This is a genomic window from Nocardiopsis alba, assembly GCF_000710955.1.
Taxonomy (GTDB): Bacteria; Actinomycetota; Actinomycetes; order Streptosporangiales; family Streptosporangiaceae; genus Nocardiopsis; species Nocardiopsis alba.
On sequence record NZ_BAZE01000011.1, the window covers coordinates 1 to 15451 of the forward strand.

Genomic DNA, 15451 nt, shown 5'->3' on the forward strand with positions numbered 1-15451 from the left:
TCAAACTCTCCATAAAGGTCACTCAACCCGACCCGGCGACCCGAAGATCAGCCTGGGAAGGGTAAACCTAGAAGAAATCCTGACCGGTCACTCTCGTGACCAATCAAAGGAACCCTCCACACCGAAGTGTGGTCGGGGCCAAAACAAACATGGCTTAAAGAAAATCAAACACGCGCTGTTGAGTTCTCAAGAAACAATCACGCTTCCCGTACAAGCTCCAGGACCAGTGTCCCGTTCCGCTCTTCCGTGGAAGGCTTTGTTCGCGTTCGCACCGTTTCCGGTGTTTCCCGCTGTGTTGTGTCTTTACTTTATCAGGTATTCCGTGTCCCGCAACTCGGCGGTTTTCGGTGTTCCCGATCGGGGTAAAGCCCGTTTGCTTCCTTTGTTCTCCGCCTTTGTGGTGGAGGCTTCCGGGAAGCGACTCTTTCATCCTACATGCCCCGGGCAGTGCCCGAACCGTTTCGGCTGAGAAAGAGAAGTGTCGAGAGTTCACGGCCCGGTTCCGAACGGTGAACCCGAGGTTCCCGCTCGCCGTCCCGTGGCGACTCGGAGAACACTACCCCCACTCCGGGACCCGAGCAAACCGAGTCGCCTGTGTCGGCGGTCACCGGAGAACCGGCGTCGCCCCGTCTCCCGCCGAGGCTCCCCCACCCCGTTCCCGCCCTCCCCGACCTTCTCCACACCCCCTCCCGCCCCACACCCTGTCTCTCGCGCGCCCGCGCCCTCGCGCGCGAGGCGAGACGGGTCACCCTCCCTTCCTCCCCTCCCTCCCCATCGCTCTCCCCTCCACCTCAGCCACTCACCGAACTGATGAAACGGGCACCCGACAACGCTCATGTCCCTGACAACGGAAAAGCACCCCACCGTTTCGATCGGAACGACACCCGTGGAACGGAGGGGGCTTCGATCAGGGGCGAGTTCCCCCTTTTCACCCACGTCGAAGCAGGCCAGGGCCCCACAGGCGAAGGGACGAAGATCATTTCATCGCGGAATCCGAAAAGGCAGAGAAAGTTGTCGAAAGGCCCTTGAAATCCCCCGAAGGCCGATACATGATGTCGGCTTATCGGAACAGTTTCCGCTTCGGTCCCTCGCTCCGGCGCGAGTGACCGGAACAGGCCGCGTGTCGGGTGTTCGGGGGGACGACAGGCGCAGCGCGGCCATGCACCCTGTGGAAGGACACGCATGGACACCACATCCCCCGACAAGGCGCCCCCGACCGACACGGACCGGGCACCCGAGAGTCACATCAGCTGGAAGAGGTTCGCTCTCTTCTCGGTTCCCGCCGGAGCCGCGATCGGCGGAATCCTGGTGGCGATGGCCAGTGGGGCTCTCGCGGCCACCTTCAGCATCTCCAGCCAGCAGTTCAAGATCTCGGCCGACGAGATGACCGGCCAGGGGTTCGCCCAGTTCGGCTGGATCGACGCCACCGTCCGCGACGAGGCGGTACCCGTGGCGGTCGCCGGTATCCGCGAGGCCGAGATCGTCGGCCTCTGCCAATCGGTGCTGACCACCGAGTTCCCCATGGTCGGACCCATCTCCCTGATGCTGACCGCCGGCGACGCGGGCACCCCGGTGCGCGCCTCCGACCTGGTCATCGACATGGAACAGATGGACGGCGACGCCGAGTTCGACAACATCGAGATCGGCAGGGACGCCTCCACCCTGGACAAGGGGCCCCAAGGTCTCGGACGCGGGCAGGGGCACACCGACCTGTTCGGCATGCAGTCGGACGTGATCCGGGTCGAGAACCTGGAACAGACCGCGTGGGCCGCCTCCGCGGGCACCTTCCGACTGCACAACCTGAGCCTCGGCGTCTCCCTGGGGGATGACGAGTGCTTCTGAGTCCGCTTCGAAGGTCGTGGGAGGCCTGGTCCCGCTGGCGTCGGCGTCGCCCCTTCTCCGGGGGGCTGTTGATGATCCTCGCCGGGATCGAGATGGTGCTGATCGCCGGTCTGCCGGTGGAGCTCATGGTCTACCTTGGCGTCGGTTCCGTCTCCACCCTGCTCTTCGCCGGCATGTTGGTCGTCCTCGGACTGATCACCTGGTGCACCCCGAACCAGCACGTGATCACCGGCAGTCTCGCCGGGTTCGTGGCGTTGGGCGCGCTCGTCCTGTCCAACCTCGGCGGTCTCGTGATCGGGACCCTTCTGGCCCTGGCGGGCGGGGGTCTGGCCTTCGCCTGGCGCCCGGTCGCACGCCCGCCTCGACGGAAGCGGGGGCGGCGCGGGAAGGGCGAGGCCTCGAGGACCCGGCGGGCGCGAGAGACCGTCCCGCTCCCTCCGTTCGAACCCTGATCGGCCCCTCCCCCGGCATCTCAGTGTCCGGGGCACGTGGTCCGGCCGTCCGGTCCGCCACGTGTCCCGGTGGTCCACCGGCAAGTTCCGTCCACCTACGTCGGCGCGTACAGCACCCCAGTCGCGCCGGGCGTCCACGACGCCCGGCAGTCATCACAAGGAGTAACCATGTCGGTTCCGCGACCGAGATCCCGCAACTCCTCCGTCCTGGCCGTCTGCGCCGCCGGGGCCCTGGCCCTGGCCTGGGGCGGTTCCGCCCTGGCTGCGCAACAGGGCCCGACCACCGTCGAACCCGCCGGTGCCTCCTTCGAGGCCGCTCTGACCGGCACGGCGACCTTCGACGCGGGCGGAACGCTCGTCACCTGTGGTGTCTCCGTCTCCGCTCCGGGGGACGGTAACAACCTCGTTCCCGAGGCGCCGGACAACCACAACCCGGACGGGGCCGTCTCCGGGGCGATCAACGCGCCGACCTTCGAGGACTGCGACACGAACATGCCCTTGGTGAACGCCACCGTCACCGTGAACGACCCGGTGTGGGAGATGTCGATGCTCGCGGGAGAGCCCTCGACCGGTTCCATGACGGTTCCGGCCGGCGGCATCGTGGTGACCACGAGCGGTCTGGCCTCGTGCACCGCGACGGTGAGTCCGGACGCCGACGTCGCCATCGCCGGCACGTGGACCAACGGCGACCCCGCCTCGACCCTGGCCTTCGACACCACGGCCCCCGTGGTGGTGGAGGGCGGCCTGGGCTGTCCCGACACCGACGAGGCCGGGTTCACCGCCACCTATGAGGTGACCAACGCCGACGATCCCTCCGCGCCGATCACCGTGACCGGCTGATCGTCCTCTCTCCGACCGGGTCGGCGCCGCCGCGCCGGCCCGGTCCCCCATGTCCCGTCACGCCTCGAGCGCTCATACGGGTGACAACGATCCACCGACGCTCGCTCACATGGGGACGAAGACACGGCCCGTTCGTTCACCTACGGTCGCAGTACTCCGTGGAGTCATGAGGCGAAGGCTCCTCGGAGGGCGCGGACCGCTTCGCCCGTCCCCGTACACCCCCTCGGAGACCTCATGGCGTCCCACGTCGGTGTCCCGTCCGCCCGGTCCAGGTTGAGCCACGCCCTGAAGGTGGTGGGCGTGCTCGTCCGGGCCGGTGTCATCTCCCCCGGCCGCCCCGACAGGATCGTCCGGCAGCTCGGCCGGTTACGCACCTGGGGCGCCACCATCGCGGGCGGCTACGCGGCCGCCGGTGAACGTGATCCGGGTCGGATCGCGGTGATCGATGACGGGGGGAGCGTCACCTTCGGCCGGATGAACCTGTTGGCCCGGCGTTTCGCCCGGGAGCTGTACGACATGGGGGTGCGTCCGGGGGCCCGGGTGGGACTCCTGTGTCGTAATCACTCGGGTCTGGTGCAGGCCACCGTCGCCTGCGGCCGTCTCGGCGCGGACGTGGTCCTCTTGAACACCGGGCTGGCCGCCGGGCCGCTGGCCGAGGTGATCGAGCGGCACGAGGTGTCCCTGCTGGTCGTGGACGAGGAGTTCGAGGGGTTGTGCCGGGGGTTGCCGGAGGGGCTCCCCCGGGTGACGGCGTGGGGGGAGCCGGACGTTCCCGGTCCCCGGGTGCCGACGGAGGCGGGGGAGATCTCGGGGCCCGACCCGGAGCCGCCGGAGCGGCCGGGGCGGTTGATCGTGCTGACGTCCGGGACGACGGGGGCGCCGAAGGGGGCGCGGCGCCCGACCCCGAAGGGCCCCCAGGACGCGGCTTCGGTGTTGTCCCGGATCCCGTTGAACTCCCGTGATCGGATCCTGGTGTCGGCGCCGATCTTCCATACGTGGGGGCTGGCCGGGGTCCAGTTGGGGATGTCGTTGCGGGCCACGTTGGTGACGCGTCGTCTGTTCGAGCCCGAGGACGTGCTGCGCACGATCGAGGAGCGGCGGTGCACGGCCCTGTTCGCGGTACCGGTGATGCTGCGGCGGATCATGGATCTTCCCAGGTCGACGCGGGAGCGGTACGACACCTCCTCACTGAGGATCGTGGCGTGCAGCGGATCGGCGATGGATCCCCGGTTGATCGGCGACTTCATGGACGCGTTCGGGGACGTGGTCTACAACCTGTACGGGTCGACCGAGGTGTCGTGGGCGACGATCGCCACGCCCGAAGAGCTGCGTTCCGCCCCCACCACGGCGGGAAGGGCTCCTCTCGGTACGCGGCTGGCGGTGTTGGACGAACAGGGCCGGGAGGTCCCTCCCGGGGTCGAGGGCGCCATCCACGTCGGGAACGAGATGCTCTTCGACGGCTACACGAACGGTGGCCACAAGCGGATGTCCGGGGATCTGATGGAGACCGGCGACCGGGGGTACGTGGACGGGAACGGTCTATTGCACGTGGCCGGTCGGGACGACGACATGATCGTCTCGGGCGGGGAGAACGTGTTCCCCCGGCCGGTGGAGGAGGCGATCGTGGCCCTGCCCGAGGTGCGCGAGGTGGCGGTCGCGGGGGTGCCCGACGAGGAGTTCGGGCAGCGGTTCGCCGCGTACGTCGTTCCCTATGAGGGGCGTTTCGTCGACCCGAACCGGCTGAGGTTGCACGTGCGCGAGGTCTTGGGGCGTTTCTCGGTGCCACGGGACGTGGTGGTGCTGGAGGAGTTGCCGCGCAACGCCACCGGGAAGGTGGTCAAGCGCAGGCTCCCCGACGGCGCGCGCGGAGCCGAGGAGGGCTAGGTCGTTCGGTGTCGGTGCGGGAACGCACCGGCACCGTTGTGCCCACTTGTGCGGCGACTCGTCACGAACGCCCCATATTCCTTGCGCACGATTAAATCGTGGGCTTTGACATCGGGTGCGGGGTTACTACGATGTGACATGATGCCGGACCGAGATCCCGCCCAGGAGGGCGACTTCGAACTCCCGCGAGTCGACGAGCAGATGTGCTTCGCACTGTACGCGGCGTCCCGGGCTGTCACGAACCTCTATCGACCGTTGCTGGACCCGCTCGGTCTGACCTACCCGCAGTACCTCGTGATGATGCTCCTGTGGGAACGAGGGGAGTGTTCGGTCAAGGAGATCGGGGCCGTACTCCAACTCGACTACGGGACGCTCACCCCCCTGCTCAAGCGCCTGGAGACCAATGGTCTGCTCAGGCGGGAGCGGGACCCCGAGGACGAGCGCTCGGTACGGGTCACCCTCACCGAGGAGGGGGCCGCTCTGCGCGAACGGGCCCGAGGCGTCCCGGAGGCCATCGGACGGGTGATCGACCTGCCCGAAGAGGAATTCGAGGCGACCAGACTCGCGCTGCGCCGACTGACCACCAACGTGCTCGCGGGCGAGGCCCGCGTCACCGAGGGACCCTGAGGTCGGAGCGCGCCCTCTTCGGCCTCGCCCCCGCGGCGAGGCCGAAGAGGCGGCGGGCGGGCACCACGGGGGTCGTGCCCGTCACCGAGAGAAGAAGGGCGTCCCGTGCGGATGGGCCTGCCTGTCCACCCGCACGGGTCGCCCCGGATCGGGATCGCGCGGCCCCGATCACTCGCGGGTCCGCCTCTCAGCAGCCGCCCGGAGTGAGTTCCCAGTGGCCGGCGGCGGTCTCGGTCAGCGAGGTCCGCACGGCCGTGTTCCACAGCCCGAGCGGGTCACCGGACCCGAGCGCGTAGGCGTATCCGAGACGGTGTTCGGCCCGCCCTTGTGCGACGTGGGTGTGGTTGCTCGCCGTCACGCACTCCCCCGCGGGCCCCTCGGTCGGTTCACCGGTGGGTTCACCGGTCGGCGGATCCGTGGGTCCCCCGTCGCTCCCCCCGATGCCCCAGAACAGCGCGGTGTACCCGGCGGAACAGACCGTGTCGAGGAAGTGGGCGCCGGCGGCACCGCATCCGGCGGACGGGTCGACCGGGGTCCCGTGCCCCATCCCCGCGACGGAGAAATAGGCGACCGCGGCGTCCTCCGCTCCTCCGCCGTAGTACTCGACGGTGGTGGGCCCCGGCAGGCTCTCCGTGCCGTCGGGTTCGGAGGGAAGTCCCAGGACGTTCACCCACTGGGCGACACTCGACCTTCCGTTGGCCGGGGAGACGGTGGTATCGGCGGTTCCATGCCAGATCGCCACGCGGGGCGGCTCGGCGCCGTCGGGGAGTTTGGCCCGGACCCGGTCGCCCCACTGCTGCGGGGTCAGGCTCTTCCCGGGGTTCATACAGGTGAACGCGTCGATCATGCCGGACGCGCATCCCACCGGCACACCCGCGACGATGCCGCCGCCGGCGAAGAGGTCGGGGTAGGCGGCCAGGAGTTCGGCGGTCATCGCGCCGCCGGCGGACAGCCCCGAGACGAAGACGCGGTCGGTGTCCAGGCCGTGACGGGAGACGGCGGACTCCACCATCGAGGCGATCGATCGGGCCTCTCCGGAGCCTCGGGCCACGTCGCCGGGCTCGAACCAGTTGAAGCACCGGTTCGCGTTGTTGGCCGTCCTCTGCTCGGCGTAGACGAGGGCCGGGCCGGAGCTCTCGGCCTGCTCGGCCCATCCGGAGGAGCGGTGGTAGTCGGCTGCGCTCTGCGTGCAGCCGTGCAGGAGGACGACCAGGGGCGCCCCGTCGGAGAGGCCATCGGGAACGTACTCGTACATGGCGAGGTTCCCGGGGTCGGCCCCGAAGGAGGGCACCGGGGTGAGTTCGGCGGCCGAGGCGCGCGGTGCCGTGACGACCAGGACGGCCAGGGCCAGGAGGAGGACGGCGACCACGGAGAGGGCGGGGGCGCCGAGGCGGGCCGGGATCGGTGGTCCGGTGTCGGGGAGGATCCGGTGGGCGTGGGGGTGCATGGTGCGGCTCCGGAAGTGGGGCGACGAGCGGGAGGTTCGGCCGAACCGGTGCGTCGAAGCCTAGACTTCAAGTGATCCGCGCGACATGTATGTGAGACTCCGGTCACAGTGGATCGACGGGTGGGAAGTCCACAGGCGCCCGGTCGGGCATGGGCACGATCCACATGAGAAGACCCGGGGGTGTGTGTTCCGGGTCTATCCCCCGTGACGCGGACCGCGCCTAGTTTTCTGGCATGACGACGCACGAGCCCCCGCGGGACGACGCGCGACAGGCCACCGGGCCCGGCGCCCTTGGCACCACTCCGGACATCTCCGGCCCGTCGACCCCCCAGGTCTCATCGACCTCTCACACCACACGAGTCGACCTGACCGGAAGGACCGCTCTGGTGACCGGTGCCGCCGGCGGTATCGGGCGGGCGTGCGCGACGCGTCTGGCCGACGCCGGAGCCACCGTCCGTCTGGTCGATATCGATGGCGCCGCCCTCGCCGAACTCGCCGAACTGGGCGTGGGCGAACCGGTGGAACTGGACCTGACCGACCTGGACGCCGCCGAGGAGGCGGCGCGGGGATCCGACATCGTGGTGAACAACGCCGGGGTGCAGACGGTCGCCGCCGTACAGGACTTCCCTCCGGAGCGTTTCTCCCTCATCCTTCGACTCATGGTCGAGTCACCGTTCCGCGTGGTGCGCGGGGCCCTGCCGCACATGTACGAGCGCGGCTGGGGCCGGATCGTCAACATCTCGTCCGTGCACGGCCTCCGCGCCTCCGCCTACAAGTCGGCGTACGTGGCCGGCAAACACGGGCTGGAGGGGTTCTCCAAGGTGGTCGCGCTCGAAGGCGCCCCACACGGGGTGACCTCCAACTGTGTGAACCCCGGATACGTGCGGACCGCCCTGGTGGAGCGGCAGATCGCGGAGCAGGCCGAGGCGCACGGCCTCCCCGAGGACCGTGTGGTCTCGGAGGTGCTTCTGGCCCGCACCCCCGTGAAACGGCTGATCGAACCGTCCGAGGTGGCCGAGATGGTCGCCTATCTGTGCTCCGACGACGCCTCGTTCGTCAACGGGGCGTCCCTGCCCATCGACGGAGCCTGGAGTTCGAGCTGAGCACCTCCCCCGGATCCCATGACACCTCCCCGGAGCGATCGGAGGCCGAACGGCAGGCCCTCTACCTCGGACTCCTGCTGCGTGACGCGCCGGCCGTGGAGTACGAACGGCCGGTGCTGCGCGCGCGCTCGGACGGGGCGGACGCGGAGACGATCGCCGCGTTGGAGAACGCGAAGATGGCGGCGTTGCGGGTCCGGTCGGTGCTGCGCGATCGGCAACGGCGGGAGTCGGAGTTGAGCGCGCTCTTCGAGACCGCCAACGATCTGGCCGGGATGAGCAGTCTCGACCAGGTGCTGCGGGCGATCGTGGAGCGGGCCCGGCATCTGCTCGGGACGGACGTGGCGTACCTGACCCTGAGCGATCCGGAGGCCGGCGACACCTACATGCGGGTGACGTCGGGGTCGGTCTCGGCCACCTTCCAGCGGCTCCGTCTGGCCCCGGGCAAGGGCCTGGGCGGTCTGGTGGCCAGCACGTCGCTGCCTTACGTGACCGCCAACTACTTCGCGGACCCCCGTTTCGAGCACGCTCAGAACATCGACGACGGGGTGCGCGAGGAGGGGCTGGTGGCGATCCTCGGCGTGCCGTTGCGGATGAACGGGCGCCGAGTAGGGGTGCTGTTCGCGGCCAACCGACGAGAGCGGCCGTTCGCGCACTCGGAGGTGGCCCTGCTGTCGTCCCTGGCCACCCACGCGGCGATCGCGATCGACAACGCCAACCTCATCGACGACACCCGCCGGGCCCTGGACGAACTGCACGTCGTGAACGAACGTCTGCAACGGCACACGGCGTCGGTGGAGAGGTCGGCGAACGCGCACGACCGGTTCACCGACCTCGTGTTGAGCGGTGGCGGTGTGCGGGAGGTCGCGGCCGCGGTCGCCGAGGTGCTGGGGGGAACGGTGCGTGTCCACGACCGGGTCTCCGACACCTCGGTGACCGCCTCTCCCGAGGGGACGGCCGGCGGGTTCTCCCCCGGAGGGGACCCCTTGGCGGAGGGGGACGAGGCGCTCTCCGAGGCGGCCCGCGCCTCGTTGGCCGGTGGCCGTGCCGTATCCGTGGGGGAGGCGTGGGTGGCCACGGCGGCGGCGGGGACCGAGCCGCTGGGGACGCTCGTGCTCCACGGGGTGGAACTGGACGGCACCGATCAGCGCGTGCTGGAGCGGGCCGCGATGGTGACCGCTCTCCTGCTGCTCATCCGCCGCTCGGTGAGCGAGACCGAGCACCGGGTCCGAGGCGACCTGCTGAACGAACTCCTGGAGATGCCCGCCCGCGATCCGGAGTCCCTGCGTCAACGGGCCGCGCTGCTCCACACGGACCTGGACGCCCCGCACGTCCTGGTGGTGGCCGAGGCACCGAGAGGCGACCCGCAACGACTGCGTTCGGCCGCGGCCTTCGCCGCCGAGACGACCGGGGGCCTGGCCGCGGTCAGGGGAGGCCGACTGGTGCTGGCCCTGCCCGGCACGGACCCCTCGGACACGGGCCGCAGGGTGACGACCGAGCTGACCACCGCCGTCAACGGTCCGGTGACGGCCGGGCTGGCCGGCCCCACCCGAGGCCCGGAATCCTTCCGGAGCGCGTTCACCGAGGCGGTCCGATGTCTACAGACCCTGAGGGCGCTGGGGCGCACGGGGGACACCGCCACCACCGAAGACCTCGGCTTCTCCGGGCTGCTGCTGAGCCGGGACCGCGACGTGCCCGGATTCGTGGCGACCGCCCTGGGGCCGCTTCTGGAGTACGACGCCGAACGAGGAACCCTGCTGGTGAGGACACTACGCGCCTACTTCGCGGCCGGGGGCAACCTCTCTCGCGCCAAGGACGACCTGCACGTCCACGTGAACACGGTGGCTCAGCGTCTGGAGCGGATCGGTCGGCTCATCGGGGAGGACTGGCAGCGTCCCGACCGCGCGCTCGAACTACAGCTCGCCCTCCATCTGCACGGTCTACTCGACAAGGGTGTGGATCTGCTCGGCGAGCAGGACGGCGGTTGACGAGAACACGGACAGAGGACGTTCCCCGAAGGGCTTGACCTCTACCTTTGTTGAGGTCGTTGAGTGGTTCCTGAGCACCGAAAGGCGCTCGGCCGGGATCGCGCCCGGTCTCCACCGACGGAGGAGAGACGATGACCGCACCCGTTCTGGTCACAGGAGCCACAGGGAACACGGGGCGCCACGTGGTGGCGGGCCTGCTCGCGGAGGGGATCCCCGCCCGTGCCATGACCCGGGACCCGGAGCGCGCCGCCCTGCCCGCCGGCGCGGAGATCGTGCGAGGACGGACCACCGATCCCGAGGACGTGGCCGCCGCGGCCGAGGGGGCCTCCGCCGTCTACCTGGTGTGGCCCGGCACGGACGACGAGGCGGAGGGGGCGGCCGAGGTCGTCGAGGCGCTGGGAGGACGCGTCCCCCGAGTGGTGTACCTGTCCGCGCAGGGAGCCGAGGAGGGCGGGGTCTGGGGCGCCGTCGAGACCCTGGTCCGACGGAACGTGCCCGAATGGACCTTCCTCCGGGTGAGCGGGCTGGCCACCAACACCCTGCTCTGGGTGGAGGGGGTCCGGCGCGGCGTGGTCGAGGAGCCGTTCGGCCGGGCCCGGCGCTCCCTGGTCCACGAGAAGGACGTCGCGGCGATGGCGGTCCGGGCCCTGGTCGATCCGGACCACGTGGGCCGTGCCTACACGGTGACCGGCCCCGAATCGATCGGCCAGGCGGAGCAGGTGCGCGTGATCGGCGAGGTCATCGGTCGCGAGACACGGTGGGTGGAGCAGTCACCGGAGGAGGCCCGGGACGGGCTCGTCGAGCGGGTGGGGGAGGAGTTCGCCGACCAGCTCCTCTCCCACTGGTCGGCCAACGTCGATGTGGTCGAACCCGTCTCCCAGGACGTCCCCCGCGTGTTGGGACGCCCCGCCCTGACCTACCGGGAGTGGGTCGGGGACCATCGGGCCGACTTCGCCCCCGAGGGGTGACCTCCGCCGGGGGCGAGGTCTCCGCTCAGCACGGCCCCTGGTCGGCCCAGGGCCCCCATTCACCGGAGGCGCTCGGCGGGTCTCCCCTGACCCACCAGCGCGCCTCGTAGAAGCGCCCCTCGTAATGGACGACGTCACCGTCGTCGTAGACCTTGTGCTCCTTCCAGGGCTGACCGGAGCACACGGCGTTCGGACCCCCGCCTCCCGACCCCGGTTCGGATCCGGCGTCGCCGGCCTCCTCCTCGACCTCGGTCTCCTCCTGTCCGGCCCCCTCGTCCGGGCCGGAGGAGACGGTCAGGACGACCTCCTGGTCCTCGGCCGCGATCGTGCCGGGTTCGGGGTCCTGCCCGATGACCTCGCCCTCCGGCGCGGTGTCGTCGGGCGTCTCCACCACACCGGCCCGCAGCCTCAGCCCTTCGAGGGCGAAGACGGCATCGGCGCGCGCCATCCCGACGAGAGAGGGGACGATGGTGCCCTCGCTGACGTTGAGGGTGATCTCACCCTCCCGGTCCCCCTCCTCCCCCACCTCGGGGGTGGAGGACAGGACGGTGCCGGGGTCGTGTTCGGAGGAGTGCTCCTGGACGATCTCCACGGAGGTGAACCCGGCCGCGCGCAGAAGGTCACGGGCCTCGGTCTCGCTCTCGCCCACCACGGCGGGGACCTCGACGTACCGGGGGCCGACGGAGATCGACAGCAGGATCCGACTCCCCTGTTCCACCACCACGCCGGCGGCCGGCTCGGTCACGGCGACCGCGCCCGGTTCGACGTCGTCGCTGTAGTCCTCCTCGTAGGAGGGACGCAGTCCGTACTCCAGGGACTCCAGTTCGTCCTCGGCGCTCTCCACCGAGAGACCGACGAGGTCGGGCAGCACGAGCTCGTCGTCGGATCCGAGGAACAGGAACCCCGCGAACAGACCGAGGACCAGAACGCCGGCGCCCACCAGGACGGGGATCCGACGCCATGGGGGCGGAGGCCGCCTCCGATCCGCGGGGCCCGCCTCCGCGCCTTCGATCACGGGGATCGGGCGGGTGCTCACGTTCTCCTCCGGCCCCTCCCCCGGTTCGGGGAGGGATCGGAGGACCTGCTCGACCAGGGTGAGGTAGCGGCCCGCGTCGCGCGGCCGGTAACGCGGGTTGGGATCGGTGGCGTTGGCGACGAGCATGTCCAGGTCGGGGTGGAGCCCGGGCACCACCGCCGAGGGGCGCGGAGCCTCGCCCTCTCCGCCCCGGAACTCCCCCGTCAGGAGCGTGTACAGCAGCAGCCCGACGGCGTGGACGTCGGTGCGCGGGTCCGCCTCCTCCGCACCGACCATGCGGACCCCGGTGACGAGTACCCGGTCGTCCTCGTCCAAGAGGACGTCCTCCGGTCCCGGACCGCCGTGGACGAACCCCTGGTCGTGGGCCTCCGCGAGGACGGCGAGCACATCGGCCACGATCGACAGGGCCGTACGCGGCCCGTAGCGATCGTTCCCATCCTCGGCGGTGAGCAGGGCCTTCAGGCTCTCGCCCCGGGCCGCCCCGGTGACCATGTACACGTGGTCGCCGTCGCGCCCGTCTCCCAGGGCCCGGACCAGCCCGGGCGCGTCGGTTCCGGCGAGGCTCTGCGCCCGTCCGAGGAAGGCGTGCGCGATCGCGGGATCGGCGCCCGCCGCGGGGTCGAGGAGGGTCACGGTCACGGGGAGTCCGGAGGTCGTGTCCTTGCCGGAGTACACGGCCACCGTGTCGTCACCGTGGATCCGGTCTTCGAGGAGCACTCGACCGTGCAGAACGAGACCGGTGAGGGGATCGGGGGTCGTGTTCCGGATTCTATGGTGCCGAAACCACACATCACTGCCCCCATCAGGCCGAATGTGGACAGTGACCCTCCGTGTCGCCCGTTCGTCCGCTCTCGATCAGCGGCGGCCCCCGCCCCCGCCTCCTCCACCACCCCCGCCGAAGCCGCCCGAGCCGCCGGAGGAGTGGAAGGAGGAGGGGTGATGGGAGGAGAACACCCACCCCCGTCTCGGCCCGGAGGGCGCTTCGGACCCCATGGAGGAGAGGAGCCGGGCGTCCCACCAGGCCACGGAGGAAGGGTCGCGGTAGTGGAAGGGAGAGACCAGGGTTCTCCGCCGTTCTCTCGGCACCTCCCGTGTGTCGACCCCGCCCAGAGCGAGCTCGAACGAGGGCACGGCCGCCGTGGAGTTCGGCCCCCGATCCAGAACCGCCTTCCGGGCCTGGTCCAAGAGGTCCCTCAGGTGCCGACCGGTGGCGGTGAAACGGGAGAACGTCTTGCCGCGCCAGAGGCCGATCATCATGAACGGGGTCGCCAGGAGGATCGGGCCGAGACCGGCCGTGGCCTCGCCGGATATCGACAACTCGACCAGTTCACCGACCAGTAAGCACACGAAGACCCCCGCGAGGACGATCACGGTGACGATGAACGTCGTCCAGCGCTCGGGGTCGGTGAGCTTCATGAACCCCCGCCGTTCGGCGATCGTGGCCTTGAACAACTCTCTCCCCGCGCTCCGGTCGAGCGAGGAGACGAGTGTGTCCAGGCCGATGGTGCGCCCACTCTCGAAGACCTTGTGGAGCAACCGCTCCTCCGCTCGCCCCCGGGCGGGGTTCGGCTCGTCGATCCGCAGGTGGAAGAGTCGGCCACCCGGCGCTTCGGGTGCGGGCTCGGAGACCATCCGCCCCTTCTCCTCCGAGAGGGCGAGGAGGATCAGGGCGGCCCTCGAGACCCGCACCCGATCGTGGAGCATCGAGTACGCGGTCAACGGGTGCAGATCCCGGGGAAGATCGGGCATCCTCCGGCGGGCTCGCGTCTCCGCCAGGGCCCGGTACATCGGGCAGGCGATCGCCAGGACGAGCATGAGCAGGGCGAGGGAACCCGACCAGAGGGCGGGACGCCAGAAGTCGTTGAGCTCGGTCAGGACGGCCGAGGTGTCCACGGCCCCCGACGGTAGGGACACGGTGACGGCCATCCCCTCGTCCTCGGACAGGAAGGACGGGGATACGACGGCGGTCGTCCCGTCATGCTCGAACCCGTGGCAGCCACGGTCCTCTCCTTCCACCTTTCGATGGCAGGAGAGATCGCTGATCTCGGGGGCGGTGATCTCGACCGAGACGTCGTCCTTGGGGACGTCCCACTCGCTCCCGACGAAGTTCCAATGGAACTCGTCGTGTCCTCTCCGCTCGACGATCGCGCCGACCAGGGTGTAGGAGATCTCGTAGGTCTGTTCCTTGGTGACATGGGTCTCGGGGGAGTCCTCCAGACCGATGAGCACGAGGTGTTCCCCCTCCTCCACCCCTTCGAAATCGAGGGCGGTCTCGGCCCCGGTGGGGCTCCGCACCTCCAGGTCGCGCACCTCGACGTGCCTGGAGCGCAGGGGGCCGCTTCCCAGGTCGACGGGGATGTGGCGGGAGATCCCCGCACTCGGTCGGTATCCGAAGTCGTAGGTGATGGACTCGGTGACCTCGACCGTGCCGTCCTCACGGATCTCCGCCTCGGTGTGGTAGCGGGTGATGCCGTCCCCCATCAGGGAGTTCGCGGAGGCGGGGCCGAAGAGGCGAGTGATGTGACCGTGAACAGGAGCGCCGTCAGCACGGAACAACGCCTTCGGAGGGTTTTCGGCATGGATCGACCATAGGGGGACGTTCCTCGCTTCGGGGTACGCCGGCCGACCGTGGCCGGCGTACCCGCGAACGGTCGGGTGCGACCCGTACAGTCGGTGGCCGTGCGGCATCATGGTCCCGCACGGTGCGGAACGCGAGTGGGGAGCGGTCATGACGGAGCGGATCGAGTGGAAACCCGCGCTGGATCACCCTGAGTTGATGGCCGAGGCGGTGCGCGCCGCTATGACCAGGTTCGACGGTTCCGCGCGGATCGCGCGGATCGACCCCGAGTCGGCGGACACGGCGGCGTTCTGCGAACGCTACGGGTTGTCCCTGGACACGAGCGCCAACTGCGTGGTGCTGTCGGCCAAGCGCGGCGGAGAGGTCTCCTACGCGGCGTGCGTGGTGCCGGCCACGCGACGCGCGGACGTCAACGGGGTGCTGCGCCGTCACCTGGGCGCGCGCAAGGTGTCCTTCGCCCCGATGGAGGAGGCGACCGGGGAGACCGGGATGGAGTACGGCGGCATCACCCCGTTCGGTCTGCCGAAGGAGTGGCCGCTCCTGGTGGACAAGGAGGTCCACGACACCCCGTGGGTGGTGGTGGGCAGCGGCCTGCGCCGTTCCAAGCTGCGGGTCCCGGGCCCGCTGTTGGCCGAACTGCCCGGCGCCGAGGTCCTCTCCCTGACGAAGTAGGGGGTCTCCTGGGGATC

Annotated in this window: 13 protein-coding genes; 10 read left to right on the forward strand and 3 right to left on the reverse strand. The window is 70.0% G+C overall.

From position 1 onward, the window contains the following. From TR33_RS27280 to TR33_RS19030, 6 genes are all read left to right on the forward strand, one after another. Positions 1-469: hypothetical protein (locus tag TR33_RS27280; RefSeq protein ID WP_234305889.1), on the forward strand; the 469-nt coding region annotated here is incomplete at its 5' end. Positions 470-1182: 713 nt separating this feature from the next. After that, entirely contained in the window at positions 1183-1842 is a 660-nt protein-coding gene (locus tag TR33_RS19010) for a DUF6230 family protein (RefSeq protein ID WP_014909571.1), read from the forward strand. Next, positions 1833-2294, forward strand: coding sequence for a DUF6114 domain-containing protein (locus TR33_RS19015; protein ID WP_014908274.1), 462 nt, complete (start codon positions 1833-1835; stop codon positions 2292-2294). Before TR33_RS19010 ends, TR33_RS19015 begins: the two co-directional genes overlap by 10 nt. Before the next feature lie 168 nt (positions 2295-2462). After that, a complete protein-coding gene (locus TR33_RS19020) occupies positions 2463-3134 on the forward strand; it encodes a hypothetical protein (protein ID WP_014909430.1) in 672 nt (223 codons plus the stop codon). Between the two features lie 234 nt (positions 3135-3368). Next, positions 3369-5018 carry an AMP-binding protein gene (locus TR33_RS19025; protein ID WP_042284535.1) on the forward strand — a complete coding sequence of 550 codons (1650 nt, stop codon included), beginning with the start codon at positions 3369-3371 and terminating at the stop codon, positions 5016-5018. A 141-nt stretch (positions 5019-5159) separates the two neighbouring features. Then, positions 5160-5645: a MarR family winged helix-turn-helix transcriptional regulator gene (locus TR33_RS19030; protein WP_014913523.1), complete on the forward strand. Its 486-nt coding sequence runs from the start codon at positions 5160-5162 to the stop codon at positions 5643-5645. 187 nt (positions 5646-5832) lie between these two features. Here TR33_RS19030 and TR33_RS19035 read toward each other — a convergent pair whose 3' ends face one another. Next, the gene (locus tag TR33_RS19035) at positions 5833-7092 is read right to left on the reverse strand and encodes an extracellular catalytic domain type 1 short-chain-length polyhydroxyalkanoate depolymerase (protein WP_042284536.1); all 1260 of its coding nucleotides are present in this window, start codon (positions 7090-7092) and stop codon (positions 5833-5835) included. A gap of 233 nt (positions 7093-7325) precedes the next feature. On the opposite strand from TR33_RS19035, the gene TR33_RS19040 reads away from it, so the two are divergent. The 3 genes from TR33_RS19040 to TR33_RS19050 all read left to right on the forward strand — a co-directional run bounded on the left by TR33_RS19040 (position 7326) and on the right by TR33_RS19050 (position 11148). Then, the gene (locus TR33_RS19040) at positions 7326-8195 is read left to right on the forward strand and encodes a 3-hydroxybutyrate dehydrogenase (RefSeq protein ID WP_199806159.1); all 870 of its coding nucleotides are present in this window, start codon (positions 7326-7328) and stop codon (positions 8193-8195) included. Continuing rightward, positions 8180-10180 carry a helix-turn-helix domain-containing protein gene (locus TR33_RS19045; RefSeq protein ID WP_042284724.1) on the forward strand — a complete coding sequence of 667 codons (2001 nt, stop codon included), beginning with the start codon at positions 8180-8182 and terminating at the stop codon, positions 10178-10180. The genes TR33_RS19040 and TR33_RS19045 overlap by 16 nt, the downstream gene beginning before the upstream one ends. Before the next feature lie 131 nt (positions 10181-10311). Beyond that, the gene (locus TR33_RS19050; protein WP_042284538.1) at positions 10312-11148 is read left to right on the forward strand and encodes an SDR family oxidoreductase; all 837 of its coding nucleotides are present in this window, start codon (positions 10312-10314) and stop codon (positions 11146-11148) included. 25 nt (positions 11149-11173) lie between these two features. On the opposite strand, the gene TR33_RS19055 is transcribed toward TR33_RS19050, so the two are convergent. Next, positions 11174-12973, reverse strand: a complete 1800-nt coding sequence (locus TR33_RS19055; RefSeq protein ID WP_084570287.1) for a PASTA domain-containing protein — start codon at positions 12971-12973, stop codon at positions 11174-11176. Positions 12974-13039: 66 nt separating this feature from the next. Continuing rightward, positions 13040-14665, reverse strand: coding sequence for a DUF2207 domain-containing protein (locus tag TR33_RS19060; RefSeq protein WP_234305890.1), 1626 nt, complete (start codon positions 14663-14665; stop codon positions 13040-13042). Between the two features lie 247 nt (positions 14666-14912). Here TR33_RS19060 and TR33_RS19065 point away from each other — a divergent pair, with 247 nt between their 5' ends. Further along, entirely contained in the window at positions 14913-15434 is a 522-nt protein-coding gene (locus tag TR33_RS19065; protein ID WP_014910690.1) for a YbaK/EbsC family protein, read from the forward strand. Positions 15435-15451 lie beyond the last annotated feature (17 nt).

Bases quoted from the DNA above. Each gene is read 5' to 3' on its own strand.
- TR33_RS19010 (WP_014909571.1), top strand. From the start codon at position 1,183: ATGGACACCACATCCCCCGACAAGGCGCCCCCGACCGACACGGACCGG.
- TR33_RS19020 (WP_014909430.1), top strand. From the start codon at position 2,463: ATGTCGGTTCCGCGACCGAGATCCCGCAACTCCTCCGTCCTGGCCGTC.
- TR33_RS19025 (WP_042284535.1), top strand. From the start codon at position 3,369: ATGGCGTCCCACGTCGGTGTCCCGTCCGCCCGGTCCAGGTTGAGCCAC.
- TR33_RS19030 (WP_014913523.1), top strand. From the start codon at position 5,160: ATGCCGGACCGAGATCCCGCCCAGGAGGGCGACTTCGAACTCCCGCGA.
- TR33_RS19035 (WP_042284536.1), bottom strand. From the start codon at position 7,092: ATGCACCCCCACGCCCACCGGATCCTCCCCGACACCGGACCACCGATC.
- TR33_RS19040 (WP_199806159.1), top strand. From the start codon at position 7,326: ATGACGACGCACGAGCCCCCGCGGGACGACGCGCGACAGGCCACCGGG.
- TR33_RS19050 (WP_042284538.1), top strand. From the start codon at position 10,312: ATGACCGCACCCGTTCTGGTCACAGGAGCCACAGGGAACACGGGGCGC.
- TR33_RS19060 (WP_234305890.1), bottom strand. From the start codon at position 14,665: ATGGGGGACGGCATCACCCGCTACCACACCGAGGCGGAGATCCGTGAG.
- TR33_RS19065 (WP_014910690.1), top strand. From the start codon at position 14,913: ATGACGGAGCGGATCGAGTGGAAACCCGCGCTGGATCACCCTGAGTTG.